Below are 22839 nucleotides of genomic sequence, written 5' to 3'. Positions count from 1 at the left end.
CCTTATAGCTAATAATAATTAGGAAGTTCTTTTAACATTCTTTCTGTTTTCCGTGCTGTAAAGGCTAAGTTATGATCATCTTTCGTTCTGAAAAATAAAGTGCGTAAAAAGGTTTTAATGTTGGCGCATAAAATACAATATTCATTTAACGAAAGGCGTTTTCTAATTTGAGGAAGCCTTTTTATTTTTTTATGAATAATAGAAATTAACTCGTCTTGCGGAAAGTCATGATACAACATCGCTAGTAAAGGAGTAACGATGCGTTCATCTTCGTTATTATGAAAAAGGTCAGATGGAATGAAGATTTTATTTAATAAACAATGAATTAACTCTTCGTACCATTCAAAAGTTGTATACGTATTATGAACAATTTCCGTAAAGGCATCAGATACGTGAGCAAGACAATGAGCCCATCCTTTATTTTCAATATAGCCTCGGAAATCTGTTTCTAAGTTTGTGTATGTAATGAGTTTGTTTTTTATTTCTTCAATATCCTCCTCCGTACAAAAGTAGTGCGAATTAGCGAATTGGAGTATTAACGCAATTAACGAAACAGTGTAAGAACGTGTGAAAACCCCATCTGAATGCGGGGAGTATATGTCACAATATAAATATTCATCACTTAAACAAGTTTGCAACAGTAATTTCAGTTGATCATCCATAAGGAATTCATGATGAATAAAATGCACAAAACATTTATATATAAGTTGATAACGAACGTAACTATCAGTCGTTCCGATATACTGAAGCATATGGAGCGTTAATTCATTTATATCTATATATCGCAGTTGCGTATAGTCATTTTGTTGTATAAGCTCTAACTGTTGTTGCAGCGCTGTAATATCCAATGGAGAACCTCCTCCGCACTTTAAAGATGCGATGTTTTCTAGTATTCTATATATTCAAGGACAATCCTCCTCATGCAAGGAGAACAAGTAGAAATTCAAGTATGACATAGATGAGGGAAGAATATGACGACGATAGAACAGTTAGTAAAACATTTTAAAATAAGAAGAAATGCTTCTTCTATCATGATAAAAGAAAATAATGCAGAGATTTTTACAGAAGAGCAATTAAAGGGAATCATGCAATATTGTGTTGCTGAGGCTGAAAAAGAGGGAATTGAAAACTTACATTTTGAAGTTTCTTCAAAAAGCCCAAATTATGATGTGTATAAGAAATGTTTCGAAGCGTATTCTTTTGAATATGTTACTGAAAACATCATTGTATGTAAGGATATATATGAAGTAGAAGATGTAGAAAGTGAAATTGATTTTAAGTTGATTGAAGAAGTAGGAGAAGATGCTTTTTATTCACTTTGGAACGAGATGACGGAAGAACAAGTCACTTATGATCAATTTGTAAATATGATGCTACAAGAAATTGGAGAGCAATGGAAAGAACATTGTTTAACTGCAAGTATTAATGAAGAGCAGATCGGAATTGTAATCCCATATATTGAAAAGGGGACGTTAGAAGAAGGAAAACTTATGTATTTCGCAGTCGCTCCAAATATGCGAAATAAAGGATACGAAGCAGTATTCTTTACAGGAGCGATGTTTGTATTAAAAGAAATAGGTGCATCTTATTATATCGGTGAGACAAATGTACAAAATGAGTGGATGAAGGATATTTTTGAAAATAACGGATGTCAGCTGCTTAGTTCAACTGAGAGATATGTGAGAAAGTTTTAGGAGGATGAACGATGTATACTCTCGAACTCGTATAGCGGGAGGGGACTATATATGTTAAAGCAATCCATGCATTCATTCGTGTTATTGTATCCACATGTATTGTTAGAAGGCTGGAATGTTGAAAAAGTTTCAGAACGTTATGAAGGTGAAAAGTGGGGAACTTTTTGGTTTCAGGTTGTTACTCCAACTGGGATGTTTCGAGTAAAGGAATTTTTTCTCGATATAATGGAACCAGTATTTCCGGATAGCTGTATTTCTCAAGCAAAAGGAGATTGTTTTCAATATAAAGGGCTTGTGTATTGGAAAGGTATAAATTATAAAGGAAAAGAAAGTTACGTTACATCTATATGGAAAACACAAGTTGAAATTTCTGTTGATCATGGATATGTAAACCAAGACGAAATGGAACGATTTCTATTTGAATTACAACCAGTAAATATGGAGCTTGGGAAAACGATATTACATACACCATTTCACTTATTAAGCTTTCAAGCGAAGAGAAGTGAAATGGGTGAGATAGGAAGATGTAGAGAGTGGAATGCTCCAGATGACGTATCCTATGTAAAATTGTCAATTCATGAAAAGCTAAGTTGGAAACTCGAATCGGTCGGTTTCGGAAATGACGAAACGCAGTATGTATACTGGGATGAAGTTAATAAACTATATGCACTTTGGGTTTGTAGACATAAAAACAAAGCGTATTATCCTATTTCTTCATGGACAATGAACTATGGCCCAAAACAAATTATAAACGGGTTAGAGTTTTATTCACACCCTAATCGCGGAACAGTTGTATACGAAGATTTAGGTAATGAACAAATCGCATACGTATTTCGCGGTAATCCATGTACAAATTTTGAACAAGTAAAAGAACTTTTTGCCTGTTTGTAAGATAAAAAGAAAAATGAGAACGACAAAGTAGATATTCGTATAATACAATAGAGTAAGATTCGATTATAAGAGAAAGCGTTGGTGAAAGAATGGGGCAGCAAAGACATTGGTTACAAGCAACTGTAGAAAGAAATGAAGATAATACGTTACAAATAAAGTGGGGAAATAATATAGAAGAAGTTCGTATTTATTGGAGTACTTCACCAGATCATATTGAAGAAAATGGAGAATTACTTGCAGCGGTAAATGGAGAATCATCATATACAATTGAAAACCTGAGCGAAAATGAGCGTCCATATTTTAGACTAGTAGGTAGTAATGGACAAGCAGTAACAGTAGCTGAGCGTAGACTGCCATTACAAGGCGCGTTTAACTTCCGTGATATGGGAGGATATGAAACGACAGAAGGCCGTAAAGTAAAATGGGGTAAATTATACCGTTCTGAAGAATTAGCAGGATTAACAGAGTGGGATATTGCGTATTTACAAAAGTCTGGCTTAAAGTTAATTTGCGATTACCGTACAGACTTTGAAGTGAAGCATAAGCCAAACCCTGAGATTACAGGAGCTCGTCAAGTGTGTTTACCAGTTATGCAAGACTTAGCAAAAGACTTGAACATAAATGAGTTTTTCCAAGTTGGTGACCTTTCTATGTTAGGCAAACCAGGCGAATACCTTGTGAAAATGAATCAAGATTTCGTAAGTGGTAACGAGGCGTTCGTAAGCTTCTTAAACTTAGCGCAAAACCCGGAAAACTTACCGTTAGTAAACCATTGTACAGCTGGGAAAGACCGTACTGGATTTGGATCAGCATTATTATTACTTTTACTAGGTGTACCAGAGAAAACAGTAATGGAAGATTATTTACTAAGTAACGGTTTTCGTGAAAAGTTAAACGAGAAAATGATGGCCTTTTTAGGTGCAAAACTACAAAACGATGAGAGTAGAGCGATATTAGGTGCGATGTTCGAAGCACGTGCTGAGTATTTACAAGCTGCGATTGATGAAGTGAAAAAGCAATATGGTTCAGTTGAAGCGTATGCTGAAAAAGCACTTGGCTTTACGAAAGAGTCGTTAGAACAAATGAAAGTTTTATTGTTAGAAGATAAATAAAGCGGAGGGAGGCTGATTGGATTAGCCTCCTTTTCTTATTGTTGTTATAATTTTGCTAATGAGAATGTTGTGCAACGAAGAGAGAATGAATGAAAAGAACTTACGAATCGGGGGATAAAATGATTCATACACGTGGAAAAGCAGAGGGGTTAAGAGAAAAGCTAGCAACAATACTAAGTCAAGATTATAAGGAATTAGCTGTTCAGGATTTAAAGGTGATTGGAACGGGAGTGCAAAATATTGTTTTTCGAGGAGATTCAGAAAAGGGGTCTTTGGCATTTCGAGTGCCGTGGGAAAGAGAAGTAGAAAATATAAATGAAGATTTATTTAATAGTCGGATTTCATTGAAAAAGGAAGCAGAGCTTTCTAAGTATTGTCATTCAAAAGGTATTTCGGTGCCAAAGATACACGGATTGCATCTTTCTGTCGAACTTGATTTTTTAATTTCGGATTGTGTGTATACTGATCATATGCCAATTTCTGCGCACAAAATAGGAGAGTTAGTGAGCAAGCTTCATAGCATGCCAATTGATGGTTTGCATTACGAGAAAAATATTAAAGAGCCGATTAGTAAGTATATAGCAGAAAGAATTGTGAAACGGATAGAAGGGTTTAATACAATTACGAACTGTGGAATTAAACTTCCAGATACAAAAACAATTGAACATATTCTTAGTACAGCAGATCATGTAAAATGCTTATTACATATGGACATTCGACCAGCCAATTTAATCGGGTATAATGGAGAAGTTAAAGCAATAGTTGATTGGGATAACGCTTTAATTGGTCATCCATTGCTGGAGTTAATGAGAATAGCTGAAACTAATGAGATTAGTTGGGATGAATTTAAAGATGGATATAAGAATGATAGTATCTTTAATGTTACCCCTCATATCGTTAGTTTATTTTATAGACTAGATACAGCTGTCATGCTAGCAAACTTATTTATAGCACATTTGAAAATAAAAGATAAAGGTGTATTCTATAAAGAGCGGGTTAAAGCGCTTCATCAAGAAATATATAAAAACTTATAAGCAATGAGAACGAAGCTTTTAAAATAGGAACTAAGGAGAACATCATGAAATACAAAGTTATATTATTCGACGTAGATGATACATTATTAGATTTCCCTGAAACGGAAAGACACGCATTACATAATGCGTTTGTACAGTTTGGTATGCCTACAGGGTATACTGATTATCTTGCAAGTTATAAAGAGATTAGTAATGGGTTATGGAGAGATTTAGAAAATAAAATGATTACGTTAAGTGAATTAGCGGTAGATCGATTTAGACAATTATTTGCACTTCATAATATAGAAGTAGATGCACAGCAATTTAGTGACGTATATCTTGAAAACTTAGGGAAAGAAGTACATCTTATAGAAGGTGCAGTGCAATTATGTGAGAATCTACAAGATTGCAAGTTAGGTATTATTACGAATGGATATACAAAAGTACAACAATCTAGAATCGGAAATTCGCCTTTATGTAATTTCTTTGATCATATTATTATTTCAGAAGAGGTTGGTCATCAAAAACCAGCACGTGAGATTTTTGATTATGCATTTGAAAAGTTTGGGATTACGGATAAATCAAGTGTACTAATGGTTGGAGATTCGCTCACTTCTGATATGAAAGGCGGAGAAGATTACGGCATTGATACGTGTTGGTATAATCCGAGTTTGAAAGAGAATAAGGCAAGTGTTAAGCCGACTTATGAAGTGAAGAGTCTGCTGCAAATTTTAGAACTTGTAGAAGTGGCGGAAGAAAAGGTAGTTTCATTTTAATCGTGTCGATATTTGTTGATAAGTCGATATTCTTTGTCGAATCGTCGATATATCGAAAAAATCGTTGATATATTTTAAGTTACGGTAGATATATTGGCAAAATCGTCGATATAATTTGAGTTGCGTTCATTTTATAGGTACGATCGGTGTAATAACTAGAGGTGAGTGAAAGATGTTAACATTTTTATTTGAGTTAGACAAGAATATCCCACAGAAAGATGAGCGGCGGTATGATGCTTATTCAAAGGGCTTTATCGAAGGGGATGTAACGATTCGCGTGAGTGACAGCGTGCTTTTTCAAAAGTCATGCATGAAGGTCGCAGAGCTCGGTATTTATTTAGGACAGTGGATGGAGCAAGTGCAACATGGGCAGAACGTACATATGAGTTATGAAACGCCTGACCGTGATGAGACAATTCTTAGTTTCTTCTATGAAGAGGACAATCAATGGAGAGTTTCTTCCAGTTGGCAACAATTTGAGGTTCAGGAATGTATTTCTACTACAGCATTAGTGGAGAGTGTTCAGCGTTATTTATATGAGTTAAATAAAGAACTGCGCGCGTTAGAATATCCTGTGACGTTTGATCAGTACTTAAGAGGAGAGCGGGTGATGCAGCTTTCTTACAAACGACTGTGTGATAGTAAAGCGGATACGGTGCCTATTGAGGTTTACAATGAAAGCGACAGAGTAGGCACAGTACGGGGATATTATAAAAATACGTTGATGAGAGTGCTAGATTTCATTCCGAAAGTCGGTAGTAATATTATTTATGAAATAAAGGATAGTAAGGACAATATTCGCGTCATTGCAAAGGATGTAAGTAGGCAGCGTCAAAGAAGAATTTTAGTAACATATAAAGATAATCATGATGCAGAGCATGAAATACTTGTATGTGACGGAAAGTTATTGGATGCAAATTTCTTATTTACCTTTACATATAAGAGAGAAGAATTTGTTGTTCATAAAACTACTTTTGGGATGGGAAAATTATTACGAAAAGGCTATGTAATTGCAGATTGGAATATTCGTCTTGAGGAAGATATGTATCACATCGAGATGAATGTATACGATGAAGATTATATAGAAGACCAATATTTACTGTTGGGCGTATTTCATGCGGTTTTGTATGGGTGATCGTTGTATAAATGAAAAATACCGGTATTCTTTGTGAAAAGAATGCCGGTATTTTTATTTATCCTCAAAAATAAAAACTTCATCAATCGTACTATGAAGTGCCCTCGCAATATCGTGAGCAAGCTGCAAGGAAGGATTATATTTTCCTTTTTCGAGATGGTTAATTGTTTCACGACGTACACCAACTTGTTTCGCTAAATCTTCTTGCGTCATATTCAATTTGGCGCGGTATTCTTTTATTTTCGTTACGAACGCCACGGCGCATCTTCCATTTCATCAACTGGTTTATCGTAAAAGAACATAGAGAATCCGAACGTAAGAATAAGCGTGCCGAAAATAAGAGCGATATCAATCCCTTGTAGCACCGGGTTTGGAAATAACATTTCAATGAACATAATGATAGCGGTAGTTAGTAACGTAACGATAAAGGCATTGCGGCACGATTTATTGACGATTTGTTCAAACAGTTCATCGTGTTGAACCGTTCTATATGAGGTGAAAAAGGAGAAGAAACAAAACATAGTAAACAATCCTTTTTCATAAAAAAAGCCAAGAAAACCGAAGAAACCGAGAAATCCTAAATATTTTATCCAAGTTGTTTTCATGATAGTTCCTCCTTATCATGTTAGAAATAAATCACGTTATGTTATAAATATATGACATATGGATAGGAATGGTAATAATAGTTTTTTAGTTTGCTTCATAATAATAGTAAAAAGAGGAAATATACTGCGAAATAAAGAGGATAATATTGTAAAATGGTTGTAAGGAGGGGGAGGAAGGTATGCTAAATTGGATCATGATCGTTGTATTACTTGTAGTCATTACTGTAGTCGCGACAGTGTTAATTGGGCGAAAGGGTGATGCAAATTATAGTAAAGCAACAAAGGGGAATATTAGAAGACTTACGATGATTTATATTATACTCGCTGTCGTTTTAATCGTTGGGTTAGGTCTGTATATTTATTTTAAAGGTTAAAAACTGAAAAATACAAAAATATAAAAATATAAGTATGCTATAATGTTAATATAGTTATTTGGTAATTAAGGAAAGGATTGGATGGAATGATTGAAATTATGAATGTGTCAAAAAGTTATAATGGTTCTACCTATGCAGTAAAAGATTTAAGTTTATCTGTGCCTAGCGGAGAAATCTTTGGATTTTTAGGGCCAAATGGTGCCGGTAAATCAACGACAATTAAGATGATTACTGGTATCCATGGGGTGGACAAAGGGACGATTACGATTAACGGTATAGATATTATGAAAAATCCGATGGAAGCGAAAAAGACGTTTGGTTATGTCCCAGATAGTCCAGATATGTTTTTACGATTAAAGGGAATTGAATATTTAAACTTTATGGCAGATATGTATGAAGTGCCGAAAGAAGTACGCCAAGAAAGAATTGAGTCCTTAGCGAAGAAATTTGATCTTTATAATGCTTTATCAGATCAAATTCAAAGTTACTCGCACGGTATGAGACAAAAGATTGTTATTATTGGTGTGCTCGTGCATGAGCCAGATGTATGGATTTTAGATGAACCGTTAACGGGGCTTGATCCGAAATCTGCATATATTTTAAAAGAAATGATGAGAGAACATGCGGATAAAGGAAAGATTGTATTCTTCTCTACACACGTATTAGAAGTGGCAGAAAAATTATGTGATCGCGTCGCGATTATTAATAAGGGGAATTTGCAGTTTAAAGGGAATTTAGATGAAATGAGAGATCATTTTAAATCCAACGAATCACTTGAAAAAATGTTCTTGGAGATGACGGGCAATGAGTAAAATTTGGACGTTAACGAAAGTATTATTGAAATTAAATTATGCAGATTTTATAACAGATAAGAAGAAGCGATGGGCGTATGTATTTTCATTTGCGGCTATTTTATTTGTCGGATTTTTACTGTTTGGTTCTATCACGCATGCAATGTATGAGGGAATGATACATTTAGGGCAAGATCCAGGAATGATTATCGCAATGGGACTTGCGATTGCGAGTATATGGGTATTTTTAATGAGTATTACGAACATTTTAACTGTATTTTACTACAGCAATGACATTGAAATGTTATTACCATTACCATTAAAACCAGCGCAAATTATTTCAGCCAAATTTTTAACGGTATTAATTACACAATACGTAATGAGTTCATTTATTTTACTACCAATCTTCATTACTTACGGATTAAAAAGTGGAGCGTTTATTACATATTACATATATATGATTTTCATTTACTTACTCTTCCCGATTGTGCCGTTAGTACTAGCTTCGTTACTCATGACAGTTATTATGAGGTATACAAATATAGCGAAAAATAAAGACCGAGGAAATATATTTATCGGAATCGTAAGTATACTATTTATTGTAGGAATTAACGTGTTTTTGCAGTGGAAAAATAAAAGTTCGTTTTCTGAAGATGCAATTGCGGATTACCTTGCAAACAACCAGTCTTCTCTTTTAGTACAAATGACAAACTATTTTCCAACTACATATTTTGGAGCAGTAGCATTAGTAGAAAATGCAAATTGGAAGGGTCCTTTATACGTAATAATCTTTGCAGTTATTTCATTTGTATTTTTTGTGTTGTTTTATTACATTGCAGAGCGTACATATTTAAAAGGGGTTATTGGACTTTCAACGAGTACAGCAAAAAAAGAAGTCATTTCAGCAGAAGGCTTACAGAAATCTACGGTACAAAGTTCACATTTGAAAGCATATGTGAAAAAAGAATTTAAAACGTTATTCCGTACACCACAATTCTTCTTAAATTGTATCGTACAAACTTTCGTTATGCCGATTATGTTGTTCTTCATTTTATTCGTGCAAGAAGGGAATTTAAAATGGATCACGGGATATATTGATAATCCAAAATCAGCAGGACTTGCAATTGGTGTTGGCCTTTGTGCCTCTCTATTTTTAATGGGAAGTAACGTCATCGCAACAACTTCATTCTCACGTGATGGAAGCTCTTGGTTTGTGAATCGTTATTTACCAGTAAAAGCTTCGGATATCTTTTTTGCGAAAGCGATCACTGCTTGGTTAATTAATGTAATTATTTTAGCAGTGTTCGGTATTACGATGGCAGTTGTAGCGGGAATTTCTCCAGTATTTATGGTTCTTTGGTTCTTATTAAGTGCGAACGGTTTATTGTTAATTAATTTAATCGGCACACGCTGGGATGCACAAACTGCAGATATACATTGGGATACAGAGCAGAAATTATTTAAGAGTCGCTATACAACTTTGTGGAATTTTTTAGCTAATATTTTAATAGCTTTAGTTATTGTAGCGGGAGTAAGTCTATTATACTTCTTCCTTCAAGTGGGACTGTGGGTTATGTTTATCGTTTTATTTGTAATGTTTACGATTGTAAATTATATCTTTATTAAAATTTTAAAATTAGGTGCAGAACGTATATTGTCAAATATTGAATAAAAAGATAGATCCTCTGTATTCGTGCAGAGGATTTATCCATAGGTGGAGGAGAAAAGGTGAAGAAAATAGCAATTGTAACAGGGGCCACTCGTCTGAATGGAATTGGTGCAGTTGTATGCAAGGCGCTTGCTCAAAAAGGAATAGACATTTTTTTCACGTACTGGTCTCAGTATGATAAAGCGATGCCGTGGGGAATGCATGACAAAGAGCCCTTTTTGTTGAAAGAGGAGATTGAAAGTTACGGTGTTCGATGTGAAATGGCAGAAATCAACTTATCGCAGTCGTATTCGCCCAATCGTTTGTTTTATATGGTATCAGAACGGTTAGGTGATCCATCTATTTTAATTAATAATGCAGCGTATGCTACTCATACGAGAATTGAGGAATTAAATGTAGAACAGTTAGATAAACATTATACGGTTAATGTTCGGGCTACTATGTTATTAAGTTCATTATTTATAAAACAGTATGCAAGCAAGGCGAGTGGAAGTATTATTAACCTTACTTCAGGACAGTCACTAGGGCCGATGCCTGATGAATTAGCATACGCAGCAACGAAAGGAGCAATTGAAGCATTTACAAAATCAGTAGCACCAGTTGCGATGGAGAAGGGGATTACAGTAAATGCTGTTGATCCAGGACCGACGAATACAGGATGGATTACAGAGGAGCTGAAGCATTATTTAGTATGGAAGTTCCCGCAAGGTAAAGTAGGAGAGCCGGTGGATGCTGCGCGCTTAATATCTTTTTTAGTAAGTGAAGAAGCGAAATGGATTACTGGGCAAGTTATTCATTCGAATGGTGGGTACTCATAAATATATTATGTTAACAATTGTTGAGAAACAAAAAAACGAAAGAAAATTTTATTTTTTTGTATAAATAAAATGTCAAGAAAGATAAAAATTTGATAGAAGAGTATATCGTCATATGAAGATCGTAATTCTTCATGTGACAATATACTCTTTTTCTTTTACTACAGAGAAGAAAAATGAAGTAGAAGAAACTCGAATATTCAAATTGATTTATCAGTTTTTGTACGTATTATTATGAAGATTACTGTCGGAAAGATGGTAATTCGTATGAAAAGGGATTTTTTAAGGGGAAATCGAATCGTAAAGGGGAGGATAAAAACGTAAACATAGGGGGATTTATATGAAAATGAAAAAGGTCGCTATCGCATCGATAACAATTGGTACAATGCTTACTATGGCAGCTTGTAGTCCGTCAGCAGATAAAGAAACAGAAAAGAAAGAGCAAGTAACAGCGCAAAATGAAGGAGAATCAAAAACGACAAGTGCAGATGAAGCGTCAAAAACAACGAAAGATACTGACAAAGAAACAAATACTTCTTCCAACGAAAAAACAGATAAAGATGCAAAAAACACGAAAGAATCATTAGGAACAGAAAGTAACGGTAAAACGTCAACTCAAAACGAGAATGTAAAAACAAAAGAAAAAGAGACGACAGGAAAAACGAATGATCAAACGACTAGCGGGAAAACAACAGATCAAAGTACAAGTACAAACTCAGACGGAAAAACAACGAAAGATCCGAAGAAAAGTGTAGCTGTGAAAACGAGTGTGAAAGAAGTTGCTGCATTAGTGGATAGCTTAGATAAGCAGTTAGCTGCTAATCCGAAATTGGATACAGTAAATAAACTTGGAAAACAAATTAATGCAAAGTGGGATGTAATTGAGAAAGAGTTAGAAACATCACACCCAGCTGAATATAAAACAATTGGACAAAGTATGTATCCGTTAATTGTAGGGGCGGAGAAAGAAAAGATAGATATTACTAAAATGAAATCATTAACGACGAAAACGAAAAAAGATTTAAATCAGTTATTGACGAAACTTTCGTAGTTTCAAAAGCCTACTTGTGGGAGTAGGCTTTTTTTATGTTGAGAGTGTAATTAAAGTTTATGGGAAACCTAACGAAAAAGGATGGTGACAAAAATGACAATCGATCGAATTTGTACAATTGGCCCAGCAAGTAATAATAAAGAATCGTTAGCGCAGTTAATAAGCAATGGTATGAAAATTGTTCGGCTAAATTTATCACATGGGACGCATGAAAGTCATAAAGATATCATTCGTTTAGTGAAATCGTTAGATGATTCTATTAAAATTTTAGGCGATGTACAAGGTCCTAAAATAAGGTTAGGTGAAATGAAAGGAGAACAAATTACACTTCAGGCGGGAGATTCTTTTATTTTGCATACGCAACCAGTTACAGGGAGTAGTACGGAAGCAAGTGTTGATTATGAAGGAATCGCGAATGATGTGAAAGTTGGAAGTAGAATTTTAGTTAATGATGGTGAAGTTGAGTTAATCGTTGAGAAAGTAAGTACGGATAAAATAGAAACGAAGGTGAAAACAGGTGGTAATATCTCCTCTCATAAAGGGGTGAACTTACCAGGCGCAATTGTTCGTTTACCAGCTATTACAGAGAAAGATAAAAAAGATATTCAGTTTCTTTTAGAAGAAGGTGTTGATTTTATCGCATGTTCTTTCGTAAGAAAACCTAGTCATATAAAAGAAATACGAGATTTCATACAACAATATAAAGAAACGTCACCTAATTTAATTGCCAAAATAGAAACGATGGAAGCGATTGAAAATTTTCAAGATATATGTAAAGAAGCAGATGGAATTATGATTGCAAGGGGAGATTTAGGAGTTGAGTTACCGTTTCAATTTATTCCGCTCTTGCAAAAAATGATGATTCAGGAATGTAATCGAACGAATACATATGTTATTACAGCAACACAAATGCTTCAATCTATGGTAGATCATTCTATTCCAACAAGGGCAGAGGTAACTGATGTGTTTCAAGCTGTACTGGACGGAACGAATGCTGTTATGCTTTCTGCTGAAAGTGCTTCAGGAGAGCATCCGGTTGAAAGTGTGAGTACACTACGTCTCGTTTCTGAATTTGCTGAGCATGTAAAAAAAGACGGTCCTTTTGTGATGAAAGATGTACTGGAATTGCTGCATAAATCTTTGGATGAGTGAAAAATAAAAAGAGGGCGGATATGCATCCGTCCTCGTGTGTTTCATTCTATTCTTGCTCTTGCTCATCCAAAATCTTTTCAAACGCAGCAGATACTTTTTCAAATTCCTCGTCATTCTCAATATATGAGAATTCACTATCTTCTTCTACTTTTAAAAAGAAAATATCAATGTCTTCCTCGGTTTCTGTTTGGATATCTTCAACAAAGGCAACTGCAATATATTCAGCGCCTTCGACATCCATCGCTCCAAGCACTTCTACTTCTTGCTCTTCGTTATTCTCATCACTAAGAGTAAACACTTCGCCAACTTCAATATCAGACATATTCATTCTCCTCCTGTCCAACTCTAATAAATAGAGTGTTTAAACTGCATACATACTAATATATCTTTCCATGAAAAACCAATTTCATACATAAGAGAAATGAAATTCTACTTTTTTCGTATGAGTATACAGCTATAAGGAGCGCATGTTATCTTATTCAATCCATTCAACAATTGCATCCATAGTCTGTCTTGTTTTATCACGTTTTGGCTCTTCTTTACGGTAACCAAAGGCAACCATAACAGATACTTCAAAGTTATCTCCATTGATAATGCCTTCTTGACGAAGTAAAGAATCTACTTTCTCTTTATCAAATCCTTCTATTGGACAAGAATCAATCCCGATTTGAGCTGCGCTCGTCATCATATTCCCTAAAGCAATATAAGTTTGCTTAGATGCCCAATCAAATACAGCACGATCAGATTGTAATAAGTTAAAATCTGTTTCCTGGAACTTTTTGAAGAATTCATATCTAATTTTTTGCGCGTCTTCAGGTAATTCAATAATATCATTCATCATATGTTTAATATAATCTGCATCATAATGCATATCTTTAATATTTCTTGAAAGAACAATGACAAAGTGGCTAGCTGTTGCAAGTTGCCCACCAGCGCCCCATGAATATGGTTGTAGTTTTTCTCTTAATTCTTTATTTTGTACGACAACAAATTTCCAAGGTTCATATCCGAAAGAAGAAGGGGATAATCTGCCTGTTTCTAAAATGAATTTAAAATCTTCTTCTGAAATTTTGTGCATAGGATCGAACGCTTTACATGCATGTCTGAAATGAAAAGCTTCCATAATTTTTTCTTTTGTAATTTGATTTGTATTTGTCATAAAAGTTCCTCTTTTCATTAATTTATTTTGTAACCAAATTATATTTTTAAAGTAACATAGAAACAAGTACGCACATTTATGTGGTATAGTATCAAAAAAGATACTAATGTTAAGGGAAGGGATTTATTATGGATTGTTCAAACGAAAATAATGTAAATTACCCATTTTTAAATAAATATTCTTGTCCAGTGGAAGCGATGGTTGAGGTCATTGGAGGGAAATGGAAAGGGGTAATTTTGTATCATCTATTAGATGGGACGAAGAGGTTTAATGAATTAAAAAGATTAAAACCTAATATCACACAAAGAATGTTAACATTACAGCTGAGAGAACTTGAAGCAGATGGCATCATACATCGTGAAGTGTACCGTGAAGTACCTCCAAAAGTAGAATATTCGTTAACGGAGCTTGGTGAATCGCTTCGTCCAATGATTCTATTAATGATGGAGTGGGCGACTCATAATATGGAGAAAGTTTTGGAGAGTAGGAATACGAAAAATAATAGGAAAGAGTTGTAGAAATAAAAGGTGTTTTCCATATGTGAAGACACCTTTTATTTTCATGTTTTTACTTTTTAACATCAACTGCTGAAATTGCGAAGTCATGCAAGTTTACAGTTTTGCCATACCAATCAGCGTGTTTAAAAACAACACCTTTTCCATATCCTTCAGTTGAAGTATGTTCCCATAGCGTTGTTGAATAGCTAGCAGTAGGGGATGCTGTACTTACAGAAGAAATTCTATTTTGCCAACTAAGAGGCAAATTTTTAAAACCGCTACTAAGAGAAAAATACTCGCCACCTTTATTTGCATGTTCATAGAAATCTGTATTATTAGGTCCGCTTCCTCCGACACCAAGAGGAGTGATTGTATGATTCAACCTTTGTTTATCTTTTTTAATAAAAGACTCTAAACTTTCTTTGGTCGAAAATCCATAAGATAACCAGTTTCCATTTTGATTTTGTTTCGGTAGAACTAAAGTTATTTTTATGTCTTCCTTTGATGGAGCATCCAATTTGTTAAACGAATCTACAGTCTTTTCATCTACAGTTACATATTCAAAAGAGGTAATCGAATAACCCTTTTCGGTACTAGCTGATACTGATCCTAACCCTACAGTTAATGATGAAATGGCTACCACTGCACCTACTATCATTTTTTTTAGCATGAATTCATCTCCTTTACACTTAGTTTTTTATATAACTAAAATGTATGTTAATTTGAATATTTTATAAATATTTAGAAATTCATAAAAATTAAACATAATATTCTTTTATTGGTCTGGGGTAAGGAGGGTAATTTGAAAAAGGATTTACTTAAAAAGTAAATCCTTTTTGGGTGTTAGCAATAACGTTATTATGTAAATTTTGCAATTTGCTAACTGACTTCAAAACTCTACTGATTAAAGTTTCATTTTATCCTGTTATGAATCATACACTTCTTTTGCATTCATAGAAGCCGCATCTAATAAAAGGAAAATGGCTGCTATAATATGTAGAACGATTACTATATAAGGAAAGAAGGCAACTAGAGTAACGATAATGCCAATATAATGAGGGTACGTATTCATGTCTACTTTTTTAGCTAATAAAATAGTAGTGATATGTAACACAATCAATAAAAGTAAAGGTATCCCATATAGGTTAACGTGACTTAGAAATAAATAATAACAAGGAAGTAATAAAAGATGATAGATCCCTGTAGTCCACTTTAGTGCTTGGATGTAGGTTTTCAAAGTGAATCCTCCTAAAATAATTCATATCTATATATTACCAAAAATAATAGGTAATTGGATATTATATATTTGTAGATTTTAGTAGAATGTAATTTTTTTATGTTAACTAATTATGAGTTATTTATAAAATAGAAAAACCACCCAAACGAGGGTGGTTCGTATTACAAATAATTACTTAAAGAAGAAAGCGGAACCTTCACTTCACTACCTTCCTTCATATTCCGCAGCACAACAGTTTCTGTACTAAGTTCTTCTTCCCCAATAATAAGCACATAAGGGATATTCTCTTTATTTGCATAATTAAGGGCGCGTTTTAATTTGCGTCCCGCTAGTTCAAGTTCGATTTTTAAGGAAGTGGTAGAACGTAATTGCTGGGCGATTTGTAAGCATTGTAATTCTGTTCCGAGCGGGATGATAAATACATCCGCTGTAGATGATACTGTTTCTTTCTGTGATAGTGCTGTATAAATAACGTCTAAACCGAATGAAATACCGACTGTTGGATAGTTCATATCATCACCACGGAATGCTCCAATAATATTATCGTAACGACCACCGCTACCGATGCTAGATGTAATTGATCCATCTTTTAAAAAGATTTCATATACGGTACCTGTATACATTGTGAGTCCTCGCGCTAAAAACGGATTAAATATAGCATTTTCATTTATTCCAAGTGCGATTAAATATTGCTGTAATTGTTGTAATTCGTTTACTCCATCGGCAACGAGTGGATTATTGAAAGCTTCTTTAAAGTCAGCAATTGAAAGCTGTAGACAAGATAATACGGTATTACATATCGTATCAGCCATTTCTTCAGAAATTCCGCGCTCTAATACATCTTTTCGTACGCCATCAATCCCAATCTTTTCGATTTTGTCTAATGATAAAATGACGTCACTTGTTAATTCAGTAGGGATGTTAATGGCCTGAAGAATACCATTTAACAATTTGCGGTTATTATATTGGATTGTTACTTCTAAGTTTAACGTTTGGAACAGCTCAAACGCCATGCTCATAAGTTCAGCTTCTGCCATGACAGACTCAACACCGACTATATCAACGTCACATTGTATAAACTCACGAAATCTCCCTTGTTTAATAGGGCCATCTCGAAACACTTTCCCAATTTCATACCGTTTAAAAGGAAGGCGGATGTTCGGGTTCATTGCCACAACCTTTGCGAATGGAATAGTTAAATCGTAACGTAAGGCAAGACCGCGTTTTCCTTGATCCTGAAGCGTATATATTTCTTTTAATATTTCATCGCCACCGCCGTACTTGTAAGACATAAGCTCATACATATTTAATGTCGGCGTTTCTAACGGTTTACATCCGTATCGTTCAAATGTATCTTCACAAGCTCTTTTAATTTTATTTCGCAGTACTTGTTCCTCTGGTAAATAGTCTTTCGTTCCTTTTACATTTCTCATTTCCACCATAATCACTCCTTTTTAAATTAAAAAAAGCTATGCGGGTATAAAAATACCCACATAGCTTTATGAACGCTTCGTGGGTCAACAGGAAAAGCCCTGTACCCACGAAGAAAAATTTTTCTTCGGATACACGGCGTTACGTATGATGATGAAGTTGGAAAGAAATATTAAAATTTTGCATTACAAATCTCTCCTTAACAATAAGTTTTTCCAAATTATATCAAATGATTTTTGAATTATCAATATTTTTAGTTTTGAAATATACGTGAAGTTATGTAGGAGAAATGGAAAAGGGTGTATAATAAAACTTAATAATATGAAATAACCGTTTAAGGAGATCACTATGAAAAAAGATAAAACAAATGCGATGCGAATATTAGATAAAGAGAAAATTGAATATTCGATGATGTCATATAATCCAGACGATGGGAAAATTGATGGCGTATCAGTAGCCGAGAAAATTGGACGAGAAGTGAGAGAAGTATATAAAACGTTAATCGCTCAAGGGAACAGTAAAAATTATCATGTGTTTATCATCCCGGTAGATGAGGAACTAAATTTAAAAGCTGCCGCAAAAGCAGTAAGTGAAAAGAAAATTGAAATGATTCCTGTTAAAGATATTACGAAAGTTTCAGGATATATTCGCGGCGGCTGTTCACCAGTCGGAATGAAGAAGTTATTTTCTACATGTATTGATGCGAGTGCCCAATTACTTGAAACGATGATAGTAAGCGGCGGAAAAATAGGTATACAAATTGAGCTGAAAGTGGATGACTTGGTGAAAGTGACGAGAGCGCAGTTTGGTGAGGTAACGAAATAAATATACATAGGGAAAGAAGTTCTAGTTTAGATAAACATTTATAGGATAATTAGTCCATTATGGGGCTGATTATCCTTTTTATTTATATGTCTATATTAAAATGATTAAATATTGAATATTCAGTTTGAAACAGACTGTAATATGAATCATTTGTTTGGCTTTGGGGGGAGGACAATGCCTCGTTACAAGGAATTTAAATAAACAAGAGTTACCCTTAAAGATAGCAAAAGGACTGGAGAGTGTTTTAATGAGTTTTCAAGAAATACCCATAAGAAAGCATATATTGGTAATGCTAGTATTTTTGAAAAACCCCACGCATAAGAGTATGCAAGATTTTATACAGTTTTTTGGCTAATCGAGTAACAAACAAGAACCATAAAACGATACCAGAATAGGAATGTATAGAATATGTATAGATTCATAGAACTAAAAAAGAAGGTTCCCTTGTGAGAGCAGGGTTCTCCTTTTTTCATGCTACTGATAATAGGACGTTATGTTAACCTGATATGTATAGAATATACATCTAAAAATATGAACAAATCAGTTACCTCAAATGGTACAATAAGGAAAATGATTAGATATGAAGGAGAAACTATATGAAAGAAAAGACTTGTAATCAATGCGGAATATCATTGACAAAATCCCTTCTGAAATCTGTGGGAGGCAGTGTTGGTATTTTGAATAAACCATCCCAACATGCTGTTGTAAATGCAACGTATAGTGAGGTAATTCCATATGTTTGTTCCAAATGTGGAGAAGTTCGTTTCTTTATTAATGATCCAGAAAAATATAAAGAATAGTAAACCTTCTCTTAAATAATGGGGGATTGCTATGGCGTTTTATTTTATAGGAGGAGGTAGGGGAATTATGGGGAAAGAAATACTGTTTGATAATGAAGGTGTGATTCTAAAGCTAAATGGGGTAACAGGATTACTTGCATTTAAACTAAAATTAAAAATGCCTTATAACACGATCAAGAGTGTCTATGTTGACTATTTTGATGCTCCACAATGGATGCTTCGTATGCCTGGAACATCAATTTCTTCTCTCAATATTTTTGAAGGAAGTTTTAAATATGCTGACGAATGGTACTTTCTCTCTTATGAAAATAGAGTCCCTCTCGTAATGATTGAATTAGAAGGTCATGAAAAATATAAATATATCTTTTTTGAGATTGATGATCCTACCAAAATAGCCGCAGATATTAGAAAACATATAAAAGATTTTTAATTATTGTTGCACCTATCTATATATTACTTCCGCTAATGAGACGTTATGTTAACCGAGCATGTATAGAATATTCATCTTATGTTGTTCCATTAAAGGGCCAGTTTAATTCAGCAAAAAGGAAAATTTATTAGACATAGAGAAATACAAGTTTGTTAGCAATTGAGTAAGTTAAGGAGATTATATTTATAATGAATACTATAAAAACCACAGGGTGCTTTACTATTGTTGATAATAATGAAGGCAAAATATTGCTAGTTAAACGAAATGATTATCCTATCTGGGATTTGCCTGGGGGAAGATTAGAAGAGAACGAACAGTTAGATAAATGCGCTATAAGAGAAACTGAAGAAGAAACGGGCTATATAATTGCTATTGAACGTAAAATAGGAGAATATCACCAGCCTGAATACAATGATATGCAACATATATTTTCAGGAAAATTACTAGGAGGAGAACCAATAAATAATGGACCTGAAACTGCAAAAATTGGATGGTTTAATCCTAGTAGATTACCTTTTTTAATGGTTCCAAATAGAAAAAAACAGATCAATAATTTTATGAAACACAAAAATTCACTAATAAAAGAGACATTAAAGACACCATTTATGGTAAAGGTATTGAAAAAAATTATGTGAGATGGTTATTGAATTAACGGGTGCTTTTCTTGAATAAGGATCAGTTCTTAATTTCTTGTATCTATCAAAAAAGATAATTTGTACTTCCGACTTCGAAAGTTATGTAAATAAGCTGTTCACTGGAATCTCATAGAAAACTATGGTGAGATGAAATGTTTGATTTTGCAGTACTTCAAAATCTTAGCTAGATGGCTATGTATCGGTACCCCACAATAAAAAGGCAGGGACATATCAAATATGTCCCTGCCTTTGATTTTAGAGACATGTTTCCTAACAGTTGATTTTGTTAACGAAAGTCGACTTCAAATCCATATTTTGTTTGAAATAAAAGCATATAATAAAAGTATGAGGTGATGATGTGAAGGAGATAAACATTCATAAAGTAATTGCGGATAAGAGAAAAGAAAAGGGAATTACGCAGGAAGAGTTAGCGGCGTATATCGGTATTACGAAGGCATCTGTTTCTAAGTGGGAGACAGGGCAGAGTTATCCGGATATTACATTTTTACCACTGTTAGCATCGTACTTTAATATAAGTATAGACGAACTAATCTGTTATACACCGCAAATGGAACCAGAAGATATTAAGGATTTATATCATAGACTAGCGGAAGCTTTTAGTGAAAAACCATTTGATGAAGTAATGATGGAGTGCAGAGAAATAATTAAAAAATATTATTCTTGTTTTCCATTATTAAATCAAATAGGAATACTTTTTATTAATCATCACATGTTAACGGAGGACACGGATAGAAGAATTGAAATGTTAGAAGAAGCAATGTCTCTCTTTAGCAGGGTTCAGGAAGAAAGTGATGATGTTTCTCTTGTGAAAGAGGCGGTATCGTTTCAAGCAACTTGCTATCTTATACTCAATAAACCGAATGAAGTATTGCAATTGCTTGGTGAAACGATACGCCCTAACGTTCCAGAGGAAGATTTAATCGCACAGGCGTATCAAATGCTTGGAAATACTAAAAAGGCGAATGAAATAATGCAAATTAGCATGTATCAACATTTAATACAACTCGTTGCGACAATACCGAATTATGTAGTAGTAAATGCCTCAAGCGTTGAAAAAGTAGAGGTGATTTTGAATAGAGCTTTTATGTTAATAGACATATATGAAATAGAAACATTACATCCTAATATGACTTTAAAAGTATACTATGCTGCTGCGCAAGTATATTGTATGCAAGGCAATTTTGAAAGAGCATTAGAAATGTTACGGAAATATGCAGCAGTTTGTGCGGCAAGCTTCACAGTAAATAGTCTGCATTTACATGGCGATTCCTATTTTGATGCGATTGACGGATGGTTTGCAGAGTTTCCACTCGGCGCTAAAACAGTTAGAAATGAAGAGATTATAAAGCGAAGCATGTTACAAAGTATTGCAGAGAATCCAGTTTTCACTCCGATGAAAGATGAAAGAGAGTACAAAAATATAATAGCGAGTTTGAAATTTAAATTGGATATAAAAGAATAGGGGGACAAAATGATGACTTTTGATGAATATGAAGTAGCGATCAATAGTGAGTTTACTTTGCAAGGTACACTCACTAAACCAAAAGCTGATGGGAAGTATGCGGCTGTTGTCATTATCGCGGGATCTGGAGAGATTGATCGTGATGGAACGATCGTACCGCTAAAGCTTGAGGCGAACATATATAAAGATTTAGCGCATGTAATGGCGAGACTTGGGGTAGTGACGCTCCGCTTTGATAAACGCGGAGTAGGAAAGAGTGACGGAGAATTTCTGAAGACTGGAATGTGGGATTTAGTTAGTGATATAGAGTCTACGATTACGTATTTAAAAGAACAATCATTTGTTGATCCAGAAAATATCATTTTGGCTGGTCATAGTGAAGGATGTATGTTGGCAACTGTAGTAAACGCAAGAACACCAGTTAATGGGCTTATCCTTCTTACAGGAGCTGCGGAATCATTAGAAGAGGCTACGAAAAGACAAAGAGAAATTGCTTATAAAGAATTAAAAGAACAAAAAGGAATAAAGGGAAAACTAATGCGCCTTCTCAAGGTGGAGAAACGTGGAGAAAAGCAGATGGAAAAAATAAAAGAGAAAATGATGAATACAGAAAAAGATACGATTAAAGTTGGTTTTAAACCGATGAACGCAAAATGGTTTAGAGAGCATTTTCAGCATGACATTTATAAAGACTTACAACAAGTAACATGTCCAGTGCTAGCTATCGCTGGTGATAAAGATATTCAGGCTGACCCTGAAAAAGCGAAGCGAATTGGTGATTATGTGAAGGGGGATTCTGAGGTACATGTAATAAAAGATATGGATCATAGTTTGAAAAGTTTTGAGGGAGATTTTAAAGCTTTAGAGTTTAAAAAGAATTACGAAGAAGGGGCGAGAAAGCCACTTCATCCAGAGCTGGAAGAAATAATTGCGAATTGGATGGATACGTATTTTATCTCGCAGTATGCTGGCAGTAAGACATCCACCTTAAAAATCTGCGAAAGCGAGGAAGTTAGAAGGAAGAGTAACTGCTTGTAAAAGCCTAATTGGTGTGGGTACCTATGAATCCTACACCAATCGGGCTTTTTTGTAATTGTCGTTTCAATCCCACGAAGGAAACAGCATTCTTCAACTAACTCTATTACAGAAGCTGCTACACCCTCACCACAATGATTCTTGAAAGAACCTATCATAAGAAATTTTTCTTTTTAATTTATAATAAAGATTAAAAAATGTGAATTTCATAGAAAAAGAACGACATATG

At 34.3% G+C, this 22839-nt stretch carries 27 protein-coding genes; 19 read left to right on the top strand and 8 right to left on the bottom strand.

All coding sequences use genetic code 11. The annotated features are described in order from the left end of the window. Positions 1–8: 8 nt before the first annotated feature. Positions 9–848 carry a DUF2785 domain-containing protein gene (locus ACTT1L_RS03295; protein WP_000355462.1) on the bottom strand — a complete coding sequence of 280 codons (840 nt, stop codon included), beginning with the start codon at positions 846–848 and terminating at the stop codon, positions 9–11. Between the two features lie 123 nt (positions 849–971). Here ACTT1L_RS03295 and ACTT1L_RS03290 point away from each other — a divergent pair, with 123 nt between their 5' ends. From ACTT1L_RS03290 to ACTT1L_RS03265, 6 genes are all read left to right on the top strand, one after another. Then, entirely contained in the window at positions 972–1694 is a 723-nt protein-coding gene (locus ACTT1L_RS03290) for a hypothetical protein (RefSeq protein ID WP_061131007.1), read from the top strand. Positions 1695–1745: 51 nt separating this feature from the next. Continuing rightward, positions 1746–2585: a hypothetical protein gene (locus ACTT1L_RS03285; RefSeq protein WP_061131006.1), complete on the top strand. Its 840-nt coding sequence runs from the start codon at positions 1746–1748 to the stop codon at positions 2583–2585. An 89-nt stretch (positions 2586–2674) separates the two neighbouring features. Then, the gene (locus ACTT1L_RS03280) at positions 2675–3697 is read left to right on the top strand and encodes a tyrosine-protein phosphatase (RefSeq protein ID WP_076875573.1); all 1023 of its coding nucleotides are present in this window, start codon (positions 2675–2677) and stop codon (positions 3695–3697) included. An 89-nt stretch (positions 3698–3786) separates the two neighbouring features. Further along, on the top strand, positions 3787–4731 hold the full coding sequence (locus tag ACTT1L_RS03275) for a phosphotransferase family protein (RefSeq protein ID WP_033670767.1): 945 nt from the start codon (positions 3787–3789) through the stop codon (positions 4729–4731). 44 nt (positions 4732–4775) lie between these two features. Then, positions 4776–5486 carry a YjjG family noncanonical pyrimidine nucleotidase gene (locus ACTT1L_RS03270; protein ID WP_000875919.1) on the top strand — a complete coding sequence of 237 codons (711 nt, stop codon included), beginning with the start codon at positions 4776–4778 and terminating at the stop codon, positions 5484–5486. Positions 5487–5658: 172 nt separating this feature from the next. Next, positions 5659–6621, top strand: coding sequence for a tubby C-terminal domain-like protein (locus ACTT1L_RS03265; protein WP_214328214.1), 963 nt, complete (start codon positions 5659–5661; stop codon positions 6619–6621). Positions 6622–6675: 54 nt separating this feature from the next. Here ACTT1L_RS03265 and ACTT1L_RS03260 read toward each other — a convergent pair whose 3' ends face one another. Together ACTT1L_RS03260 and ACTT1L_RS03255 are read right to left on the bottom strand one after the other, a co-directional pair. Next, on the bottom strand, positions 6676–6879 hold the full coding sequence (locus tag ACTT1L_RS03260; protein WP_000896292.1) for a helix-turn-helix transcriptional regulator: 204 nt from the start codon (positions 6877–6879) through the stop codon (positions 6676–6678). After that, positions 6867–7226, bottom strand: a complete 360-nt coding sequence (locus tag ACTT1L_RS03255) for a DUF3796 domain-containing protein (RefSeq protein ID WP_220779498.1) — start codon at positions 7224–7226, stop codon at positions 6867–6869. The genes ACTT1L_RS03260 and ACTT1L_RS03255 overlap by 13 nt, the downstream gene beginning before the upstream one ends. A gap of 179 nt (positions 7227–7405) precedes the next feature. Between ACTT1L_RS03255 and ACTT1L_RS03250 the strand changes: the two genes are divergently transcribed. The 6 genes from ACTT1L_RS03250 (at position 7406) to ACTT1L_RS03225 (ending at position 13078) form a co-directional block, all read left to right on the top strand. Continuing rightward, the gene (locus ACTT1L_RS03250; RefSeq protein WP_000935861.1) at positions 7406–7600 is read left to right on the top strand and encodes a hypothetical protein; all 195 of its coding nucleotides are present in this window, start codon (positions 7406–7408) and stop codon (positions 7598–7600) included. 86 nt (positions 7601–7686) lie between these two features. Next, entirely contained in the window at positions 7687–8412 is a 726-nt protein-coding gene (locus ACTT1L_RS03245) for an ABC transporter ATP-binding protein (protein WP_000570055.1), read from the top strand. Further along, positions 8405–10063, top strand: coding sequence for a putative ABC transporter permease subunit (locus tag ACTT1L_RS03240; RefSeq protein ID WP_442821794.1), 1659 nt, complete (start codon positions 8405–8407; stop codon positions 10061–10063). Before ACTT1L_RS03245 ends, ACTT1L_RS03240 begins: the two co-directional genes overlap by 8 nt. Before the next feature lie 56 nt (positions 10064–10119). Beyond that, positions 10120–10878, top strand: coding sequence for an SDR family oxidoreductase (locus tag ACTT1L_RS03235; RefSeq protein WP_220779500.1), 759 nt, complete (start codon positions 10120–10122; stop codon positions 10876–10878). Positions 10879–11215: 337 nt separating this feature from the next. Further along, positions 11216–11926: a hypothetical protein gene (locus ACTT1L_RS03230; protein ID WP_061131002.1), complete on the top strand. Its 711-nt coding sequence runs from the start codon at positions 11216–11218 to the stop codon at positions 11924–11926. Positions 11927–12007: 81 nt separating this feature from the next. Further along, the gene (locus ACTT1L_RS03225; RefSeq protein ID WP_076867570.1) at positions 12008–13078 is read left to right on the top strand and encodes a pyruvate kinase; all 1071 of its coding nucleotides are present in this window, start codon (positions 12008–12010) and stop codon (positions 13076–13078) included. 46 nt (positions 13079–13124) lie between these two features. Here the strand turns inward: ACTT1L_RS03225 and ACTT1L_RS03220 are convergent, their stop codons facing one another. Next, positions 13125–13406: a DUF1292 domain-containing protein gene (locus ACTT1L_RS03220; RefSeq protein WP_001997837.1), complete on the bottom strand. Its 282-nt coding sequence runs from the start codon at positions 13404–13406 to the stop codon at positions 13125–13127. Positions 13407–13553: 147 nt separating this feature from the next. Next, positions 13554–14237: an NAD(P)H-dependent oxidoreductase gene (locus tag ACTT1L_RS03215; RefSeq protein WP_061536094.1), complete on the bottom strand. Its 684-nt coding sequence runs from the start codon at positions 14235–14237 to the stop codon at positions 13554–13556. Between the two features lie 128 nt (positions 14238–14365). Here ACTT1L_RS03215 and ACTT1L_RS03210 point away from each other — a divergent pair, with 128 nt between their 5' ends. Continuing rightward, entirely contained in the window at positions 14366–14755 is a 390-nt protein-coding gene (locus ACTT1L_RS03210; RefSeq protein WP_000340663.1) for a winged helix-turn-helix transcriptional regulator, read from the top strand. 49 nt (positions 14756–14804) lie between these two features. On the opposite strand, the gene ACTT1L_RS03205 is transcribed toward ACTT1L_RS03210, so the two are convergent. From ACTT1L_RS03205 to ACTT1L_RS03195, 3 genes are all read right to left on the bottom strand, one after another. Next, positions 14805–15404 carry a hypothetical protein gene (locus ACTT1L_RS03205; RefSeq protein WP_000914519.1) on the bottom strand — a complete coding sequence of 200 codons (600 nt, stop codon included), beginning with the start codon at positions 15402–15404 and terminating at the stop codon, positions 14805–14807. A gap of 255 nt (positions 15405–15659) precedes the next feature. Next, positions 15660–15971 carry a hypothetical protein gene (locus ACTT1L_RS03200; RefSeq protein WP_000860710.1) on the bottom strand — a complete coding sequence of 104 codons (312 nt, stop codon included), beginning with the start codon at positions 15969–15971 and terminating at the stop codon, positions 15660–15662. Positions 15972–16132: 161 nt separating this feature from the next. After that, positions 16133–17410, bottom strand: coding sequence for a histidine--tRNA ligase (locus ACTT1L_RS03195; RefSeq protein ID WP_000425995.1), 1278 nt, complete (start codon positions 17408–17410; stop codon positions 16133–16135). 340 nt (positions 17411–17750) lie between these two features. Between ACTT1L_RS03195 and ybaK the strand changes: the two genes are divergently transcribed. The 6 genes from ybaK (at position 17751) to ACTT1L_RS03165 (ending at position 22613) form a co-directional block, all read left to right on the top strand. Then, positions 17751–18227, top strand: a complete 477-nt coding sequence (ybaK, locus tag ACTT1L_RS03190; RefSeq protein ID WP_000710877.1) for a Cys-tRNA(Pro) deacylase — start codon at positions 17751–17753, stop codon at positions 18225–18227. Between the two features lie 677 nt (positions 18228–18904). Continuing rightward, positions 18905–19027, top strand: coding sequence for a hypothetical protein (locus ACTT1L_RS03185; protein ID WP_256460985.1), 123 nt, complete (start codon positions 18905–18907; stop codon positions 19025–19027). 67 nt (positions 19028–19094) lie between these two features. After that, positions 19095–19457: a hypothetical protein gene (locus ACTT1L_RS03180; RefSeq protein ID WP_012644491.1), complete on the top strand. Its 363-nt coding sequence runs from the start codon at positions 19095–19097 to the stop codon at positions 19455–19457. Between the two features lie 188 nt (positions 19458–19645). Further along, positions 19646–20092, top strand: coding sequence for an NUDIX hydrolase (locus ACTT1L_RS03175; protein ID WP_001092198.1), 447 nt, complete (start codon positions 19646–19648; stop codon positions 20090–20092). Between the two features lie 358 nt (positions 20093–20450). After that, on the top strand, positions 20451–21575 hold the full coding sequence (locus ACTT1L_RS03170; protein ID WP_442821793.1) for a helix-turn-helix domain-containing protein: 1125 nt from the start codon (positions 20451–20453) through the stop codon (positions 21573–21575). A 9-nt stretch (positions 21576–21584) separates the two neighbouring features. Beyond that, entirely contained in the window at positions 21585–22613 is a 1029-nt protein-coding gene (locus ACTT1L_RS03165) for an alpha/beta hydrolase family protein (RefSeq protein WP_061130522.1), read from the top strand. Positions 22614–22839: the final 226 nt, after the last annotated feature.

This window comes from Bacillus sp. FH, assembly GCF_052216825.1.
GTDB lineage: Bacteria > Bacillota > Bacilli > Bacillales > Bacillaceae_G > Bacillus_A > Bacillus_A paranthracis.
This window is presented reverse-complemented; position numbering and strand designations above follow the sequence as displayed.